The organism is Saccharopolyspora sp. ID03-671 (genome assembly GCF_045278815.1).
Taxonomy (GTDB): Bacteria; Actinomycetota; Actinomycetes; order Mycobacteriales; family Pseudonocardiaceae; genus Saccharopolyspora; species Saccharopolyspora ipomoeae.
On sequence record NZ_CP134054.1, the window covers coordinates 1,662,742 to 1,680,012 of the forward strand.

A 17,271-nucleotide genomic window follows, 5' to 3' on the forward strand; every position below is an offset into this window, starting at 1 on the left:
GACGTCGGCTCGGCGCACGCCTCATTCAACGGGTCCACCGCTGTTCGAATCGCGCGGATGAACCTGCCGTCGATGGCGGTAAGCAGCCAGAACCGGCCGGTTTTCGACAATTCCGCTTAGCGGTCGATCGTAGGAGCGTTTGTGCCGCGCACAACGACCAACAACGCAGAACGACTGTGCAGGATTGCACAACCGCCGGGTGCGCAGTCCTGCACATCCGCTGTGCCTACTTGGGCGTTGCCCACGCCTGAAACCGGTGCCGATACTCCCCCGAAAGGCAGGCTGGGAACCGAGCAGTCCTCGCATCGGACCGCATCTCCTCGATGCGCCCTCCCCAGCGTCTGCGCCTCCGGATTCGCATGGTCCACCCACGCGATTTCCGGGATCTCTTCAAGGTGATTCGAACGGGAGTTGACTGTGACGACCAGCGGTCCGTTGGCAGATGCCCTGGTGCTCGACCTGTCCCGCGCACTGGCCGGGCCGCACGCCGCCATGATGCTCGGCGACCTCGGCGCCAGGGTCATCAAGGTGGAATCCCCCGGCCACGGCGATGACTCGCGCACCTGGGGCCCGCCGTTCGTCGGCGATGAATCCACCGACGCCACCTACTACCTGTCCGCCAACCGGAACAAGGAATCCCTCCAGCTCGACCTCAAGAGCACCTCCGGTCACGAGGCCCTGCGCGAGCTGATCCGCCGCGCCGACGTACTGATCGAGAACTTCCGCCCCGGTGTGTTCGACCGCCTGGGCTTCCCGCCCGCAGTACTGGAGGAGCTCAACCCACGTCTCGTCGTGCTGTCCATCTCCGGTTTCGGTCACGACGGACCCGAGTCCGAACGGCCCGGATACGACCTGATAGCCCAAGGCGAGTCCGGGCTGATGAGCATCACCGGACCGGACCCGGACCACCCGACGCGCGTCGGCGTGCCCATCGGTGACCTGCTGGCCGGGATCTACGGCGCGTTCGGCGTCGTCTCGGCGCTGCACGACCGCAACCAGACCGGCCGCGGCACCGTGGTGCGCACGTCCCTGCTGGCAGCGCTGGTCGGAGCGCACGCCTTCCACGGAACCGCGTGGACCACGGCCGGCAAGGTCGGTGCGGCCTCGGGCAACCACCACCCGCAGATCGCGCCCTACGGCGCGTTCCGGTGTGCCGACGGCACCGTGCAGGTCGCCGTCGGCAGCGAGGCGCAGTGGCGCAAGTTCGCCGACCTCCTCGGACTCGACGCCGACGACGAGCGCTTCGCCACCAACTCGGTGCGCACGGCCAACCGCGCCGCGCTCATCGACGCGGTCGAGGACGTCCTGCGCACCCGGCCCCGCGACTTCTGGCTGACCAGCTGCAACGAAGCAGGAATCCCGGCAGGCGCGGTCCGCACCATCGACGAGGTCTACGAGTGGGAGCAGACCCGCAGCCAGGGCCTGGTCGTCGAAGTCGAGCACCCCGTGGTCGGCAAGATTGAGATTCCCGGTCCTCCGCTGCGCTTCGAGACCTTCGCCGGGCAGCGCCTGGGGCGCACCGAGCACACCGCACCGCCCACGCTCGGCCAGCACACCTCGGCTGTGAGCCAATGGCTCGACAGCGAGTGAACCGGCCGTGCAGCATGACCCGGCGATCGATCCGCCGGGTCGTGCTGGTCGGTCCGCCCGGTTCTGGGAAGACAACGCAGGCGCGGGCGGTGTCCGACAAGCTCGGAGCGCCGCACGTCTGCATCGGCGAGCTCTTTCGGAGCAACATCGCACGCGGGACACCCCTCGGGATGGCCTCGAGGTCGTATCTGGACCGGGGTGAGCTCGTCCCGGACGAGTGGACGACAGAGATCGTGCGGCAACGCTTGGCCGAGCCCGACGCCGCAGGCGGGTTCCTCGTGGACGGGTTCCCGCGGACCGCGCACCAGGCCAGATCCCTCACCGAAGCGCTCAACGACGCAGGCACCCCGGTGGACCTGGTGGTGGAGACGCTCCTCGAGCGCGACGAGGCCGCGCTCCGCTTGGCCGGTCGACGCAGCTGCGGTAGTTGCGGCCGGATCTGGCACGTCCGGTTCAACCCGCCTGCCGTGTACGGGATCTGCGACGACTGCGCCGGTGCGCTGGAGCAGCGCAGCGATGACGCGGCGGCGGCGATCCAGCACCGGCTCGACCTCTACGACCGTGACACCGCTCCCCTGCTGGAGTTATACCGCCGGCAGGGTGTTCTCGCGACCATCGACGCGAGTGGTGCGGTGGAGGACGTGACCGAACGGATGTTGTCCGTCCTCGGTGTGTGAGCGGAAACGAGCCGGTTCGCCTCGGACTCGCCGAGGCGAACCGGCTTTCGCGTTCATCGATCGGTGAACGACGGTGCCCGCTTCTCGGTGAAAGCGGCCATACCTTCCTTCTGGTCCTCGGTGGCGAAGGTGGCGTGGAAGAGGCGTCGTTCGAAACGCACGCCCTCGGACAGCGTCGTCTCGTAAGCGCGATTGACGCTCTCCTTGACCATCATCGTGACCGGCGTCGACATGCCCGCGATCGCCGAAGCGGTCTCGAGCACCTCCTCCATCAGGCGATCGACCGCGACGACGCGGGCCACCAGGCCGCTGCGCTCGGCCTCGGTGACGTCCATCATGCGACCGGTCAGGCACATCTCCATCGCCTTGGCCTTGCCGATGGCGCGCGTGAGGCGCTGCGTGCCACCGATACCCGGGATGACACCGAGCTTGACCTCCGGCTGGCCGAACTTCGCGTTCTCCGCGGCGATGATCACGTCACACAGCATCGCCAGCTCGCACCCACCACCGAGGGCGTAGCCGGACACCGCAGCGATCAACGGCTTGCGCACCGCGGACAAACGGTCCCAGGCGGCGAACCAGTCGCTGCGGTAGGCGTCCATGTAGGACAGCGACTGCATCTCCTTGATGTCGGCGCCGGCGGCGAAAGCCTTCTGCGACCCGGTTAGCACGACGCACCCGATCTGCTCGTCCTGGTCCAGCTCGGACACCGCCGCGGTGACCTCGACCATGAGCTGGGTGTTGAGCGCGTTGAGCGCCTCGGGCCGGTTCAACGTCACCACGCCCACCCGGTCGCGGCGCTCCACCTCGATCGTCGCGTACTCGCTCATGCGGTTGACTCCTCTCCGGCGGATGCGCGGATCGCGTTGATGATCCCGGAGAAGTCGCGGTCGGCACCGCCTTGCTCGTTGTAGCGCACGTAGAGCTCGTGGACGTGCTTGCCGAGGTCTGTCTGCACGCCCGCGGTGTCCGCGGCGCGCTGCGCCAGGCCGAGGTCCTTGACCATGAGAGAGGTGGCGAAGCCGGGATCGAAGCCGCGGTTGGCCGGGCTGGTCGGCACCGGGCCGGGCACCGGGCAGTTGGTGTTGAGCGCCCAGCACTGGCCGGTCGCCGTGGAGATGACGTCGAACAGCGCCTCGTGGGAGACACCCAGCTCCTCGCCGAGCACGAACGCCTCGCTGACCCCGACCATGGAGATCGCCAGGATCATGTTGTTGCAGATCTTGGTCGCCTGCCCCGCACCGGAGGCCCCGCAGTGGACCACCCGCTTGCCCATCACGTCCAGGATCGGCTCGGCGCGCTGGAAGTCCTCGGACTCACCACCGACCATGAACGTCAGCGTCCCGGCGGTCGCACCGACCACACCTCCGGAGACCGGGGCGTCCAGCGCGCGGTGTCCCGCCTTCACCGCGGCGTCGCGCGCCGCGTGCGACTCGCCCACCTCGATCGTCGAGGTGTCGACGAACAACGTCCCGGGTGCGGCCGCCGCCAGCAGCCCTCCCGCCTCGTAGAGGTCGAGAACATGGCGACCGCTGGGCAGCATGGTGAACACGATCTCCGCGCCCGCACACACCTCCGCAGCGGTGCCCACGATCTCCACACCGTTCTCGGCCGCCGCGGCACACGCTTCGGCGGACAGGTCGAAGCCGCGGACGCGGTGGCCGGCGCGGCTGAGGTTGGCCGCCATCGGGCCACCCATGTTGCCGAGACCGATGAATCCGATGTCAGTCATCGCACTCCCTCACAGTTGACAGCCCGAGCTCGTCGTCACCGGGCGCGAAGAACTTCTCGACGATGTCGGCACCGACCTCGTCCAGCAGCGCTGGTTTCCACTGCGGATCGCGGTCCTTGTCCACGACCTGAGCACGAATCCCCTCGACCAGATCCGGTGAGAACAGCAGCGCGCACGAGGTGCGGTACTCCTGCTCCAGGCACTCCTCGAGGGAGCTGAGCGCGCGGGCGTTGCGCAAGGCGCGCAGCGTCACCTTCACCGCAGTGGGCGACTTGGCGCAGATGGCCTCCGCCGCCTGCCGAGCACCGTCAACACCGGTCGCCTGCAGACGACGCACGATCTCAGCGACGTCGTCGGCGCCGTAGCACTCGTCGATCCATCCGCGCTCGGTCTCGAGCACCGACGGCGGCGGCTCTTGCGCGTACCGCCGCACCAGCGCGTCGACCTCGCCAGCCGAAGCGCCGGCCAAGTCCTCGACCAAGGCCCCCAGGGCGTCGCTGGGCACGAAGTGGTCCGCCAGCCCGCATCGGATCGCATCCCCCGCACTCAGCTGGCCGGCGGTGAGCGCCGCGTGCGTGCCGAGTTCGCCGGGAGCGCGGCTGAGCAGGTACGTGCCACCCACGTCCGGCACGAACCCGATCCCCACCTCGGGCATCGCGATCCTGGTGCGCTCGGTGACCACCCGGACCGACCCGTGGGCCGACACACCCACCCCGCCACCCATGACGATGCCATCCATCAAGGCCACGAACGGCCTGGCACAGCGCTTGATCCGCGCGTTGAGCCGGTATTCGTCGCGCCAGAAGCGCTTCGGCGCCGGATCACCGACCAGCGCGGCGTCGTAGATGGCCCGGATGTCGCCACCGGCGCACAATCCACGCTCACCCGCGCCGTCGACCAGCACGCACGCGATCTCCGGATCACGCTCCCACCGGGACAAGGTGCTGTCCAGCACGCGCACCATCTCAGCGGTCAGGGAGTTCAGCGCCCGGGGCCGGTTGAGCGTCAACCGCCCCAACGTCCCCCGAACCTCGACCACGACCTCCAACTCGCTCATCGGGCCGCCCCCAGCACGTCGCGGGACACGATCACGCGCATGATCTCGTTCGTGCCCTCCAGGATCTGGTGCACCCGCAGGTCACGGACGATCTTCTCGATCCCGCACTCCGACAGGTAGCCGTAACCGCCGTGCAGCTGCAGCGCCTCGTTGGCCACGACGAACCCGGTATCGCTGGCCACCCGCTTGGCCATCGCGCACAACCGCGTCGCCGCAGGATCCTTCGCATCCGCCGCCGCGGCCGCACGCCACAACATCGACCGCGCCGCCTCCAGCTCGGTGGCCATGTCGGCCACCCGGAACTGCAACGCCTGGAAGTCCCGCAACGCAGAACCGAACGCCTCACGCTCGGACAAGTGGCGCACCGTGGCCTCCAGCGCCGCCTGAGCACCGCCCAGAGAACACGCACCGATGTTGAGCCGACCACCGTCGAGCCCCGACATGGCGAAGCGAAAACCATCACCCTCGGCACCGAGCAGGTTCGCTACGGGCACCCGCGCGTCTTCGAGGCGGACCTGACGGGTGGGTTGGGCGTTCCACCCCATCTTGTGCTCGTTCGGACCGAACGACAGCCCCTCGGTGCCGTTTTCGACAACCAGTGCGGAGATCCCCCGGTGCCCGTCCTCGCCGGTGCGCACGAACACGACGTACACATCAGAGGTGCCGGCCCCGGAGATGAACTGCTTGACCCCGTTGACCACGTAATGATCGCCATCCCGGACCGCCCGGGTGGACAGCGCCGCGGCATCCGACCCCGCGCCGGGCTCGGTCAGGCAATAGCTGCCCAACGCCTCCATCGAGCACAACTCCGGCAGCCACCGAGCACGCTGCTCATCACTGCCGAACCGGTCGATCACCGAGGCGACCATGTTGTGGATCGACAAGTACGCGGCCACCGACGGACATCCGGTCGCCAGCGCCTCGAAGACCACCGCCGCGTCCAACCGCCCGAGCCCGGACCCGCCGGACTCCTCCCTGACGTAAATGCCTCCCATGCCCAGCTCTGCGGCCTTGCGCAGCACGTCAACCGGGAAGTGCTTGGCCTGATCCCACTCCACGGCATGCGGCGCCAGCACGTCGTCTGCGAACTCGCGGCAGGTCTCGGCCAGCGCTTCCTGGTCCTCGTTCAGGCAGAAGGCACCGCCGCTCGTGGCGCGTGCATCCATCATGTTCCTCCAGCACGAGCCGAGCCCGAACGCCAAAGGTTGGACATCCGACAACCCGACTACCGACTATTGCTGGAGATGCTCCCGAGGAGCCCGGTTCAGCTCAAGAGGCAAGAACACAGGTCTGATGTGCACAAATGCACACGCACCGCCCGAGGTCAGGGTTGCAGCTCGGCCTTCCGCTCCCGAACCTCGTCCTGCAGTGCCCGGCGGATCACTCGGACCACCGGGCTGGAAACGCTCTCCCGACGCGCGGCCAGGTAGAAGGGCAAACGCATGTCGACACCGAAGCTGCCCAGCCGGACCAGTTCCGGACAACGCCGTGCGAGGAAGTCCGGCAGCACCCCGATGCCACCGCCCGCCCTCGTGGCCTCCAGGTGGGCGAAGATGTTCGTGGAGCTGAACCGCGGGGTCACCCCGGGCAGGTGTCGTTCCAGATCGAGATCGCCCACCCGCAGCATCGAACCCGTGTAGAAGATCAAGACGTGGTGACGCAGGCTATCCACCGAATCCGGCACACCGTGCAGGTCCAGGTATTCCGGCGCCGCGTACAACGACAAGGAGTACTCGGCCAGCTTCTCGGTCACCAACCGGCTTCCCTGAGGCGAACCGACAGCAACCGCGAGGTCGAAACCCGACTGGTGCACGGTCAACTCACGTGTCGCGGTGATCAGGTCGACGATCAGATGCGGATGCGCGCGCTGGATGCGGGTAAGCGCGGGCGCGACGAACAACGCCCCGAACCCGTCCGGCGCCGTCACGCGCACCGTGCCCCGCAACGACGCCACATCGCCACCCGCGGCCGCAGCGGCGACGTTCTCGATCGCCTCCTCGATCGGTCGCGCGCTTTCGGCGACCGACCGCCCCATGTCGGTGAGTTCCCAGCCATCGGCGCCGCGTTCAACGAGCCGTACTCCCACGGCCTTCTCCAAGGCCGAGATGCGCCGCGAAACGGTGGTGTGGTCCACCCCCAACGCCGATGCAGCCGCGACCAGCCGACCCGTCCGCGCCAACGCCAGCAGGTACCGAAGATCGTCGACGCGTAGCCGCCGGGTGTCGATGTTCCTGTTGTTCATGTCCTGTGCCGTCCGCCTCGGGTCATGTCAGCGTCGGCCGGTAGGTGTAAGAACTACTGCGGGTGAGGGCGAACTCGAAGATGCCGGTCCCGGGAACGCCGTTCCAGGTGTACGCCGTGAGCCGGTCGGTCAGCGAGGAGTCGACCGTCAGCTGGTTCACCGACCCGTCCAGCGGGTAGACCTCGTGCTCAACGTGATCGCGTCCTCTCGGCCGGCCGTGGTGGCCACCGTATCCGGCGCCCGCCATGAGTCCGCCGCCGCCGGAGGCATCGGCATCGATCTCGTAGCGCATCCCGCTCTTGGTCGATACCTCGATCGTTCCCGAAGTCAGATCCAGGGCGTCGAAGTTCAAGGCGTGCCGCACGTCGACGACGTCGTCCAGACCACCGTCCTCATGCAGGATCGCGCCCTCCAGCAGGAGACGCCCGCCCTGCCGGTCCTCGACCAGCAGGAAGCCGACCGAGCGGTCGGGGAACTGCGCCTGGAACCAGATGTGCAGGCCCTGGCCGCCGGACATGGTGCGGACCCCGCGAGACCGGTCCCGCTGGCCGTACCAGCCGTCGACGTCCTGCCGAACGCCGTCGATGGTGAGGGTGCCTTCGTAACGGCCCGACTGCACGAGGTGCTCGAACTTCGTCGGAGTCGCGTCGGCATTGGTCACGGCGACTTCCCCCAGCCAGTACGGCGTGCGGGCTCGCCAGATCAGGTCGTATTCCATCCCCGACGGGTTGGGATCCAGCTTCAGCCGCCAAGCGCGGTTGGGCTCGACCACCTCGAACGAGAGCGGACCAGCACCTTTGCCGTCCGTGCAGCTGAGCTCGGTGGAGAAGCGGAGGTTTCGCTGCTCCTTCTCAGTGCTCACGATCGCGAAGCCGTCGGCCACGTCCTTGGCCGGGTAGTGGCCGAATCCCATGATGACCGAAGGTGCGGTGGCATCCGCAGGGTGCAGGTTGAACATGAACCGATCGAAGAACCGTTCCGGCAGGCCCAAGGTTCCCGGTGCCACCAGGTCGTCGTGGAAGTCGTTGGCCATGTGGTTCGATTCTCCTCGATCGATCCCGCTCGGTACGCGGCTGCGCCCCGAACTCGTTTCATTCCTTCAGTTCCCGACGAACCGGGGGTCCCGCTTCTCCTTGAAGGCGGCCAGAGCTTCGGGCATGTCGGCGGTCTGGGCGAGCAACGCCTGGCCCCGGTTCTCCAGTTCGAGAGCCGCAGCATAGGAGCCGACCTCCTGATTGCGCTGGATCGCCCGCTTCGAAAGCCGAACCGCGCCCGGTGCGTTCCGCGCGATCGTCCGGGCCATCTCAACGGCCTCTCCGAACAACTCCTCGGTCGGCACGATCCGGTTGGCCAGTCCGATCCGAGCCGCTTCTTCAGCTCCGACGAAGCGTCCGGAATAGCCGATCTCAGCCGCGCGGCCCGATCCGATCAGCCGGCTGAGGTGGAAGGAGGTGCCGAGTTCGCCGATCGACAGGCCGACCTTCACGAAGGCCGCGCTGAACTTCGAGGTCGGGGCGATCAACCGGATGTCGGCGGCCAACGCGAGCGCGAGCCCGCCGCCGGTGGCCGCACCGTGCACCGCGGCGATCACCGGGAACGGGAGGTGGCGGATCGCCTGAATCCCGCCGGTAGCCGTTTCCTGGAACTTCAGGAACTCCCTGACCCCCATGCTGGTGATCACATCGATCTCGTCGAGGTCGAACCCGGCGCAGAACACCCTCTCCCCCGCTCCGGTGAGGATCAGCGCGCGCAGCCCGCTGTCCCGCAGAGCGAGCGCGGCTTGCCCGTATTCGCTGAACATGCGCACGGTTTGCGAATTCATCCGGTCAGGACGGTTGATCCGCAGCACGCCGATCTCGCCGTCGAGGACCTCGAAGGTCAAGGTCTCGAGCTCGGGAAACCCTCGCACGGTGTCCGCACTGGTCAACGCATTACCTCCCGTTTCACCGTCACCACGTCACTGACCGGTGAAGACCGGTGAGCGCTTCTCCTTGAAAGCGGCCAACGCCTCAGGCATGTCGGCGCTCCGCGTGAGCAACGCCTGGCCGCGGTTCTCCAGCTCCAACGCCGCCGCGTAGGAGGAGACCTCCATGTTGGCCTGCAGCGCGCGCTTCGACAGCTGCACACCACCGGGCGAGTTCGCCACGATCGAATCGGCCAACTTCCGGGCCTCCGACAGCAGCGCGTCAGGTTCGGTCACCGAGTTCACGATGCCGAGCGTTCCGGCTTCCGGGGCGTGCACCATCCGCGCGGTGAAGCAGATCTCGCTGGTCGCGGCCGGTCCGATCAAGCGCGTCAGCAACCACGACGTGCCCAAGTCGCCGGCCGAGAGACCGATCTTGACGAAAGCCGCGTTGAACTTCGCCTCCGTGGAGGCCACCCGGATGTCGGCGGCCAGCGCCAGCGCCAGACCGCCGCCAGCGGCCGCTCCGTTGACCGCGGCGATCACGGGCACTCGCATGGACCGAATGGCGAGCAATGCCCGCGCCGCCCGCTCCTGCTGATCAAGCATGCCCAGAGCGCCTTTGCTCGGCAGTTCGTCGGCGTCGGCCAAGTCGTACCCGGCGCAGAACGCGCGGCCGGCTCCGGTGAGGATCACGACGCGGCAGTCGTCCTCGTCGTCGAGCGAGAGAGCTACCCGCTCCAACTCTTCGAACATAGTGTTCGTCATCGCGTTGTGCCGCTCGGGACGGTTCAAGGTCATCAGGACGACGCCGGGTGCCAGCTCGGCCAGCGCGAGCGTCTCGTACGTCGCATTCAGGCACTTCATCTGAGGTCCTCGCTCTCGGACGCGGCGGCGGGCGGAGAACCGGCCAGGCACGTTCACCAGCCGCCGGAAGTCGTGAGCATGTCGACGTCGCCCGCCTCCCATGCACGGCGTGTTAATATTACATAAGGTCAGACCAAAATCTAGTGCTAAGCCTTTACCACAGCGCGGAACCCGACAGTGATGTCTCAGCACACTTCGACGCCATATGCCGTTCGGTAGATTTCCCTGCCCCCATCGGGGCATATGGGTGAATTCAGTGTCTTCGCAGCTAGACGACGGCGACAATCTGCCGGACGGAGCGGCAAACGGTCCCCCACACGAGCGAGGAGGCGGCTTTGAACAACGATGTTCGAACCAGCCCCGTGCCCGCGGACGCGCTGATGCGACGGTCCCGCGATCTCCTGCGGACCGTCGCCGCGCTGACGGGCGAGCCCGACCTGAACACCGCTAACGCGCTGCGGGACCCGACGACGACACTCGGCCACGCCGAGCAGGCTCTCATCCGGGGACTGGCGGATTGCGAGGTGAGCTCAGCTCGAGCCGAGCTCGCCGCGGCCCTGTCCCAGGCAGGCGAGCTGCTCGCGATACTGCGCGAGGCCCGAGTGGTCGCGCGCACGACCGCGATGGACGAGCTCCAGCAATGCCTGGCCCGGCTGCGGTCGGCGAACTCGGTCGCAGACCTGGTCGAACAGGTTCCCGTGGAGATCAACCGCCTCGGCTACCGACGCGCACTGTTCTCCCGCCTGACCGGACCGGACTGGCGCCCGAGTTCGGCCTTCGCCTACGCCGACCCCCAGCTCGCCCACGATCTCGTCGAGGTCGGCACCGCCGTACCCGGCCAGCTGGGCCGCGAGCTGCCCGAAACCGAGGTCGTCCGCACCCGCGCGCCGGTGCTGGTGGAGGACGCGCAGCACAACCCGCGCGTGCACCACCGGCTGATCAACCTGGCCAGGACTCGCGACTACGTGGTAGCCCCACTGATCAGCCGCGGTGAGGTGATCGGATTCGTCCACGCGGATCAGCACGTGGACAGCGACCACGTCAGCGCGTTCGATCGCCAGCTGCTGGGACTGTTCGCCGAAGGACTCGGCTGCACCCTCGAACGCATCGTCTTCGCCGAACAGCTGGCCCGGTTGCGCAACCAGTTGACCGAGCAGGCCCGAGTGACCGACGAACTGCTCGAGGGCATCGGCGGGTTCGCCGCCACCTCGGAGGCATCGCCCGCCGCGGACCCGCTGGAACAGCTCGACGGCCCGCTTTCCAACCTGACGCGCCGCGAACTCGACGTGCTGCGGCACGTGGTGCGCGGCCGGACGAACAACCAGATCGCCGCCGATCTGTTCGTCTCACCGGGCACCGTCAAGACCCACGTCAAGAACCTGCTGCGCAAGCTCGGCGCCGCCAACCGCTCCGAGGCCGCAGCTCGGTACCACGCGCTGACCAGCTAGGAACCGCGACGAGAATCGGTCGCCGCCCGACCTCGGGTGGCGACCGATTCTCGTTCCTGCGGGGTGAGACGCCGGGGGGAGAAATCTCTCCACTTCAGGTGATGCACGACACGTTGCTTCGGCTTAAAGATTGGACCATTACGCGCAACGGTGCCGTCTTCCCTGGAGGGACGTTCATGACCACCACAGATCTGCCCACCCGCCCGGTCCCGGACGAAATCGCACGCCGAGTCGTGCTGCCCGAGGGGCATCGAGACGACGGGCCGCTGTTCGAGGCCTACCGCTGGCTGCGCGAGAACAACCCACTGGCGCAGGTGAAGGTCGAGGGATACGACCCGGTCTGGCTGGTCACCAAGCACGCGGACCTGATGGAGATCGAACGGCAGCCGCACGTGTTCACCAGCGGGGGCGGTGAGGAACCCGGCTCGCACAACCCGATCCTGCAGAACCAGGCGGGTGACGAGTTCACCAAGAGCCTCACCGGCGGCAGCCTCAGGATCCTGGAAACCCTGACCTACCTCGACCCGCCGGAGCACACGGAGGTCAAGGACATCGCCAACGACTGGTTCCGGCCCGCGAACCTCAAGAAGTGGGAAGACCGGATCCGGGAACTGGCGAAGGAGGCCATCACCAAGCGCCTGCGCAGCGGAACCAACGACCTCGATTTCGTCCAGGACTTCGCGCTCTACTACCCGCTGCACGTGATCATGAGCCTGTTCGGCGTCCCGGAATCCGATGAGCCGCGCATGATGACGCTGACCCAGGAGTTCTTCGGCACCGCCGATCCGGACGCGCAGCGCGAGGACGTCGAACCGCTCACCCCCGAGGCTGCCGCGCAGCAGTGGTCGGCCGCCATCAACGACTTCTACGCCTACTTCGACGAGCTCGTCGAGGACTGCCGCGCCAACCCGCGGGACGACCTCGCGACGATCATCGCGCGGGCCAAGAAGGCCGACGGCGAGTACTTCGACAAGACCGTCGCCTACGGCTGGTTCATCGCGATCGCCACCGCCGGCCATGACACGACGTCGAGCACGATGGCCGGTGCCATCGAGGCCCTCGCCCAGTTCCCGGAGCAGCTCGCCGAGGTGCAGCAGCACCCCGAGCGCATCCCGGACCTGGTGAACGAGAGCCTGCGCTGGGTCTCGCCCGTCAAGCAGTTCACCCGCCAGGCCACCCAGGACTACGAGCTGCGCGGGCAGCAGATCCGCGAGGGCGATCGCTTCATGCTCCTGTACCAGTCGGGGAACCGCGATGCCGAGGTGTTCGACGACCCGGACACGTTCCGGATCGACCGCAAGCCCAACAAGCACATCGCGTTCGGCTACGGCCCGCACATGTGCATCGGCCAGCACCTGGCCAAGTTGGAGCTGCGGATCATGTTCGAAGAGCTGCTCCCGCTGATCAAGAACGTCGAGGTGACCGGCCAGCGCAAGCCGGTGATGACCAACTTCGTCGGCGGGCTGCGGAAGCTGCCGGTCCGGCTGGAGCTGACGTGACTTCGCGCGCGGGCGAACCATCCGGCTCCGACGGGCGGGTCCTGATCATCGGCACCGGTCACGCCGGCGCCACGCTGGCCGGTCTACTTCGGCAGGCCGGCCACACCGGCCCGATCGAGCTCTACGGCGACGAACTGGACCTGCCGTACCAACGGCCTCCGCTGTCGAAGAAGTTCGCCGACGGCGAGCTCGAGCGGTGGCTGCGACCGGCGGAGTTCTACCGCGAGCAGGACATCGACATCCGGCTCGGCGAGCACATCACAGGTATCGATCCGGCAGCGCGGCAGGTGCGCACCGCGGCCGGCGAAACTCGCGGGTACGACCACCTCGTCCTGGCGACAGGAGCGCGCCCACGCCCGCTGAACGTGCACGGCACCGACCTCAACGGCGTCGTGTCGTTGCGCACCCTCGCCGATGCTCGGGTCCTGCGCAAATGCGTCGACGAACGGCGCGATCTCGTCATCGTCGGCGGCGGCTACATCGGACTCGAAGTGGCGGCCATGGCCCGCGCCGCCGGCATCCGGGTCACCGTCATCGAGCGCGAGGAACGCGTACTGGCTCGCGTCGCCAGCGCGCAGCTCTCCGAAATCATGACCGCGCACCACCGCGACCGCGGAACGCGGATCGTCACCAGCGCCAAGGTGCAGGCGATCGAGGGCTCGGACGGCCGCGTGAGCGGCGTGGTCCTCGACGACGGACGTGTCCTCGGCTGCCAGGCCGCCCTGGTCGCCGTCGGCGCGGTGCCCAGGCAAGAACTCGCACATGACGCGGGCCTGCACTGCGAACAAGGTGTGGTCGTCGACGCGAACGCGCGCACCAGCGATCCGCACGTCCTGGCGATCGGAGACGTGACCAGGCGGCCGGTCGGCAACGGCGTGCTGTCCAGGCTGGAGAGCATTCCGAGCGCCACCGAACAGGCCCGGCAGGCCGTCTCCACCATCACCGGTGCCGCGCCCGCTGCGGCCGAGGTGCCGTGGTTCTGGTCCGACCAGTTCGACCTCAAGCTCAAGATCGCCGGTCTGATACCGGTGGCACCGCGCACCGCCGTCCGCGGAGATCCCGCCACCGGCCGGTTCGCGCTGTTCCACCACGACGGCGAAACCGTCACCGCCATCGAATCCGCGAACTCCCCCGCGGAGTTCATGGCGGGCAAGAAGTTCATCGCGTCCGGGACGCGGGTCGATCCGGCCAGGCTGGCCGACGAGACGGTCCCGCTGCGCGACGCCGTCATCGCTTAACGGAGAACCACCATGCCCAAAGTCACCTACGAGCTCTCCGACGGAACTGTGCACGACATCGACGTCCCTTGTGGACAGAGCGTGATGGACGGTTCGGTGCGCAACAACCTGCCCGGAATCGTCGCCGAATGCGGCGGTAGCTGCTCGTGCGCCACCTGCCACGTGTTCCTCGAGGATGGCGCGTCCAGCTTCGACGAGCCCTCCGACGAGGAACGCGAACTGCTCGAGTTCGCCGAAGGGGTTCAACCGAACTCGCGGCTGTCGTGCCAGTTGATTCTCGCCGCTGACAGCCCGGACGTGCGCGTCACCGTCCCGGACACCAACGGCTGAACCGCTTTTTCCATGGACGAAGGAGTTCGAATGGACATCACCGCTGCGGTGGCCGCAGAAATAGGCGGCGAGTTCAGCCTCCAGCCCGCTGCCCTCGCCGAACCCGGGCCCGGTGAGATCGTGGTCGAGATCGCCGGTGTCGGCCTCTGCCACACCGATCTGGCCGCCAAGGACGGCCACCTGCCGTTCCCGCTTCCCGGTGTGCTGGGCCACGAGGGCAGCGGCGTGGTCGTGGCCGTCGGCGCGGGCATCACCAAGGTCGCGGCGGGCGACAAGGTGGTGCTCAGCTTCAACAGCTGCGGCCGCTGCCGGGAATGCCTGGACGGCGAACCCGCCTACTGCCACGACTTCATGTCGCACAACTTCGGCGGCGCGCGGCCGGACGGCACCAGCACGCTGCATCAGCAAGGCGTCGCCCTGGGATCGGAGTTCTTCGGCCAGTCCTCGTTCGCCACCCATGCGATCGCGCACGAACGCAACGTGGTCAAGGTGGCCGACGACGCCCCGGTGGAACTGCTCGGACCGCTCGGGTGCGGTGTTCAGACCGGCGCGGGCGCGGTGCTGAACTCGATGGACTGCCTGCCGGGCCGAACGCTGCTGGTGCTCGGCGGCGGCTCTGTTGGCCTGTCGGCCGTGCTCGCCGGCGTCGTGCGTGAACTGCAGCGGATCATCGTCATCGAGCCGCACGCGGACCGCCGCGACCTCGCCCTGTCGCTCGGCGCGACACACGTGATCGACCCCGGCGCGGAGCCGCTGGCCGAGCAGGTCCGCGCCATCGTCCCCGACGGGGCTGACTACGCGATCGACACCACCGGAATCCCCGACGTGCTCAACCAGGCGCTGCAAGCGCTCGGACACCGCTCCAAGGTCGGCATCATCGGCGTGCCCTCCGACCCGGAGGCGGCAATGGCGCTTCCGCTGATCCAGGCGCAGGTACTCGGCGTGCGCGTGATGGGAATCGTGGAAGGCGACAGCGATCCGGACGTGTTCATCCCCGAACTGCTCGAACTGCACCGCACGGGGCGCTTCCCGTTCGACAAGCTGATCAAGACGATGCCGTTCTCCCAGATCAACGAAGCCGTGGCCGCCCAGCACCAGGGTGCGGCCGTCAAGATCGTGCTCGTGCACGAGCGAGGCGAGGAGCCAGCATGACCATCGACTACGACCGGCTCTTCATCGCCGGGAACTGGTCCGAGCCCGCGACCGGTGATCGGATCGACGTGCGCTCGGCCACCACCGAGGAACTGCTCGGTAGCGTGCCGGAGGCTTCCGCCGCCGACGTCGATCGCGCGGTCGCCGCCGCGCGCCGAGCCTTCGATGATCCGGCGGGCTGGTCGGGATGGGATCCCGCGCAGCGCGCCGAAGCCCTGGAGCGTTTCTCGGTAGCGCTGGAGAAGCGCTCGGACGAGACCGCGCGGCGGGTTACCGTTCAGAACGGCATGCCGATCACCCTGGCTCGGCAGTTCGAAGGCGGTTTCCCGCCCGTGCTGCTGCGCTACTTCGCGGGCCTCGTCACCGAGTCACCGCAGGAGGAGACGAGGGTGGGGATGCTCGGCGGTAACTCCCGTGTCATCCGCGAGCCGCTGGGCGTCGTGGCCGCGATCGTGCCGTGGAACGTGCCTCAGGCCATCACTTTCCTCAAGCTCGCTCCGGCGCTGGCCGCCGGCTGCACCGTGGTGCTAAAGCCCGCACCGGAGACCGTGCTCGACGCGATGCTGATGGCCGAAGCCGCGCACGAGGCAGGCCTACCTGATGGCGTGCTGAGCGTGCTGCCCGGCGACCGTGAGCTCGGCGGCTACCTGGTCGGACATCCGGGCGTGGACAAGGTGTCGTTCACCGGATCGACCGTGGCCGGTCGCACGATCGCCGAGACCTGTGGACGACTGCTGCGGCCGGTGACCCTCGAGCTGGGCGGAAAATCGGCCGCCGTGGTGCTCGATGACGCCGACCTGGCCGCCACGATCGAGAGCTTCTTCGCCGCCACCCTGCTCAACAACGGTCAGATCTGCTGGCTGGGCACTCGGGTGCTCGCACCGCGCTCCCGATACGGCGAGGTCGTGGACACGATCACCGACCTGGCGCGCTCGCTCACCGTCGCCGACCCGCTCGAGGACAGCACCCAGGTCGGACCGCTGGTCTCGGCTCGGCAGCGCGACCGCGTGGAGTCCTACATCGCGAAGGGCATCGACGAAGGCGCGCGCCTGACAGCGGGCGGTGCCAGGCCGACCGGGCTCGATCAGGGCTGGTTCGTCGAGCCCACGGTATTCGCCGATGTGGACAACGGGCACACCATCGCACGCGAGGAGATCTTCGGCCCGGTGCTCTCGGTGATCCCCTACGCCGACGAGGACGAGGCGGTCGCGATCGCCAACGCCAGCGACTACGGCCTGGGAGGCACGGTGTGGACCTCCGACTCCGAACGAGGTGAGGCGGTGGCTCGCCGCGTCGCGACCGGCACGGTCGGCATCAACGCCTACACCAATGACCCGACCGCACCGTTCGGTGGCATCAAGGCCAGCGGGCTCGGCCGCGAGCTGGGACAGGAAGGCCTGCACGCCTACCAGACGCTCAAGACGATCTACCTCGACGCCGGGCAGGCATGACCGAACAGTTCGATCGCATCAACCCCGATCCCCAGCCCCTCTTGATAACGATCGTTCACGCACTTAGATTCGAGGTGGATTCAGG

16 protein-coding genes are annotated in these 17,271 nt (G+C 67.9%); 8 read left to right on the top strand and 8 right to left on the bottom strand.

Annotated features, from left to right (window positions below; translation table 11 throughout):
- Positions 1-417: 417 nt before the first annotated feature.
- Together REH65_RS07820 and REH65_RS07825 are read left to right on the top strand one after the other, a co-directional pair.
- Positions 418-1,590, top strand: coding sequence for a CaiB/BaiF CoA transferase family protein (locus REH65_RS07820; protein WP_406691889.1), 1,173 nt, complete (start codon positions 418-420; stop codon positions 1,588-1,590).
- 14 nt (positions 1,591-1,604) lie between these two features.
- A complete protein-coding gene (locus REH65_RS07825; protein ID WP_406691890.1) occupies positions 1,605-2,267 on the top strand; it encodes an adenylate kinase in 663 nt (220 codons plus the stop codon).
- 53 nt (positions 2,268-2,320) lie between these two features.
- Here the strand turns inward: REH65_RS07825 and REH65_RS07830 are convergent, their stop codons facing one another.
- The 8 genes from REH65_RS07830 to REH65_RS07865 form a co-directional block, all read right to left on the bottom strand.
- Complete coding sequence (locus tag REH65_RS07830) at positions 2,321-3,097, bottom strand: enoyl-CoA hydratase (RefSeq protein ID WP_406691891.1); 777 nt, start codon at positions 3,095-3,097, stop codon at positions 2,321-2,323.
- The gene (gene mmsB / locus REH65_RS07835) at positions 3,094-3,999 is read right to left on the bottom strand and encodes a 3-hydroxyisobutyrate dehydrogenase (RefSeq protein ID WP_406691892.1); all 906 of its coding nucleotides are present in this window, start codon (positions 3,997-3,999) and stop codon (positions 3,094-3,096) included. Before mmsB ends, REH65_RS07830 begins: the two co-directional genes overlap by 4 nt.
- On the bottom strand, positions 3,992-5,056 hold the full coding sequence (locus REH65_RS07840) for an enoyl-CoA hydratase/isomerase family protein (protein WP_406691893.1): 1,065 nt from the start codon (positions 5,054-5,056) through the stop codon (positions 3,992-3,994). The genes mmsB and REH65_RS07840 overlap by 8 nt, the downstream gene beginning before the upstream one ends.
- Positions 5,053-6,225: an acyl-CoA dehydrogenase family protein gene (locus tag REH65_RS07845; RefSeq protein ID WP_406691894.1), complete on the bottom strand. Its 1,173-nt coding sequence runs from the start codon at positions 6,223-6,225 to the stop codon at positions 5,053-5,055. The genes REH65_RS07840 and REH65_RS07845 overlap by 4 nt, the downstream gene beginning before the upstream one ends.
- Positions 6,226-6,380: 155 nt before the next feature.
- Positions 6,381-7,298 carry a LysR family transcriptional regulator gene (locus REH65_RS07850; protein ID WP_406691895.1) on the bottom strand — a complete coding sequence of 306 codons (918 nt, stop codon included), beginning with the start codon at positions 7,296-7,298 and terminating at the stop codon, positions 6,381-6,383.
- 22 nt (positions 7,299-7,320) lie between these two features.
- Complete coding sequence (locus REH65_RS07855) at positions 7,321-8,331, bottom strand: hypothetical protein (protein WP_406691896.1); 1,011 nt, start codon at positions 8,329-8,331, stop codon at positions 7,321-7,323.
- 66 nt (positions 8,332-8,397) lie between these two features.
- The gene (locus REH65_RS07860; RefSeq protein WP_406691897.1) at positions 8,398-9,180 is read right to left on the bottom strand and encodes an enoyl-CoA hydratase/isomerase family protein; all 783 of its coding nucleotides are present in this window, start codon (positions 9,178-9,180) and stop codon (positions 8,398-8,400) included.
- 75 nt (positions 9,181-9,255) lie between these two features.
- Entirely contained in the window at positions 9,256-10,068 is an 813-nt protein-coding gene (locus REH65_RS07865; RefSeq protein ID WP_406691898.1) for an enoyl-CoA hydratase/isomerase family protein, read from the bottom strand.
- A gap of 335 nt (positions 10,069-10,403) precedes the next feature.
- Between REH65_RS07865 and REH65_RS07870 the strand changes: the two genes are divergently transcribed.
- The 6 genes from REH65_RS07870 to REH65_RS07895 all read left to right on the top strand — a co-directional run bounded on the left by REH65_RS07870 (position 10,404) and on the right by REH65_RS07895 (position 17,186).
- A complete protein-coding gene (locus tag REH65_RS07870) occupies positions 10,404-11,516 on the top strand; it encodes a LuxR C-terminal-related transcriptional regulator (RefSeq protein WP_406691899.1) in 1,113 nt (370 codons plus the stop codon).
- Between the two features lie 176 nt (positions 11,517-11,692).
- The gene (locus REH65_RS07875; RefSeq protein ID WP_406691900.1) at positions 11,693-13,015 is read left to right on the top strand and encodes a cytochrome P450; all 1,323 of its coding nucleotides are present in this window, start codon (positions 11,693-11,695) and stop codon (positions 13,013-13,015) included.
- Positions 13,012-14,253 (top strand): NAD(P)/FAD-dependent oxidoreductase, encoded by a 1,242-nt coding sequence (locus REH65_RS07880; RefSeq protein WP_406691901.1) that lies wholly within the window; start codon positions 13,012-13,014, stop codon positions 14,251-14,253. The genes REH65_RS07875 and REH65_RS07880 overlap by 4 nt, the downstream gene beginning before the upstream one ends.
- 12 nt (positions 14,254-14,265) lie before the next feature.
- Positions 14,266-14,583: a 2Fe-2S iron-sulfur cluster-binding protein gene (locus REH65_RS07885; RefSeq protein WP_406691902.1), complete on the top strand. Its 318-nt coding sequence runs from the start codon at positions 14,266-14,268 to the stop codon at positions 14,581-14,583.
- 30 nt (positions 14,584-14,613) lie between these two features.
- A complete protein-coding gene (locus tag REH65_RS07890) occupies positions 14,614-15,735 on the top strand; it encodes an NAD(P)-dependent alcohol dehydrogenase (protein ID WP_406691903.1) in 1,122 nt (373 codons plus the stop codon).
- A complete protein-coding gene (locus tag REH65_RS07895) occupies positions 15,732-17,186 on the top strand; it encodes an aldehyde dehydrogenase (protein ID WP_406691904.1) in 1,455 nt (484 codons plus the stop codon). The genes REH65_RS07890 and REH65_RS07895 overlap by 4 nt, the downstream gene beginning before the upstream one ends.
- Positions 17,187-17,271: the final 85 nt, after the last annotated feature.

What these genes read in the sequence shown, in the direction of transcription:
- REH65_RS07890 (WP_406691903.1), top strand. Translation starts at nt 14,614, where the DNA reads ATGGACATCACCGCTGCGGTGGCCGCAGAAATAGGCGGCGAGTTCAGC.
- mmsB (WP_406691892.1), bottom strand. Translation starts at nt 3,999, where the DNA reads ATGACTGACATCGGATTCATCGGTCTCGGCAACATGGGTGGCCCGATG.
- REH65_RS07875 (WP_406691900.1), top strand. Translation starts at nt 11,693, where the DNA reads ATGACCACCACAGATCTGCCCACCCGCCCGGTCCCGGACGAAATCGCA.
- REH65_RS07845 (WP_406691894.1), bottom strand. Translation starts at nt 6,225, where the DNA reads ATGATGGATGCACGCGCCACGAGCGGCGGTGCCTTCTGCCTGAACGAG.
- REH65_RS07865 (WP_406691898.1), bottom strand. Translation starts at nt 10,068, where the DNA reads ATGAAGTGCCTGAATGCGACGTACGAGACGCTCGCGCTGGCCGAGCTG.
- REH65_RS07885 (WP_406691902.1), top strand. Translation starts at nt 14,266, where the DNA reads ATGCCCAAAGTCACCTACGAGCTCTCCGACGGAACTGTGCACGACATC.
- REH65_RS07895 (WP_406691904.1), top strand. Translation starts at nt 15,732, where the DNA reads ATGACCATCGACTACGACCGGCTCTTCATCGCCGGGAACTGGTCCGAG.
- REH65_RS07830 (WP_406691891.1), bottom strand. Translation starts at nt 3,097, where the DNA reads ATGAGCGAGTACGCGACGATCGAGGTGGAGCGCCGCGACCGGGTGGGC.
- REH65_RS07855 (WP_406691896.1), bottom strand. Translation starts at nt 8,331, where the DNA reads ATGGCCAACGACTTCCACGACGACCTGGTGGCACCGGGAACCTTGGGC.
- REH65_RS07850 (WP_406691895.1), bottom strand. Translation starts at nt 7,298, where the DNA reads ATGAACAACAGGAACATCGACACCCGGCGGCTACGCGTCGACGATCTT.
- REH65_RS07825 (WP_406691890.1), top strand. Translation starts at nt 1,605, where the DNA reads ATGACCCGGCGATCGATCCGCCGGGTCGTGCTGGTCGGTCCGCCCGGT.
- REH65_RS07840 (WP_406691893.1), bottom strand. Translation starts at nt 5,056, where the DNA reads ATGAGCGAGTTGGAGGTCGTGGTCGAGGTTCGGGGGACGTTGGGGCGG.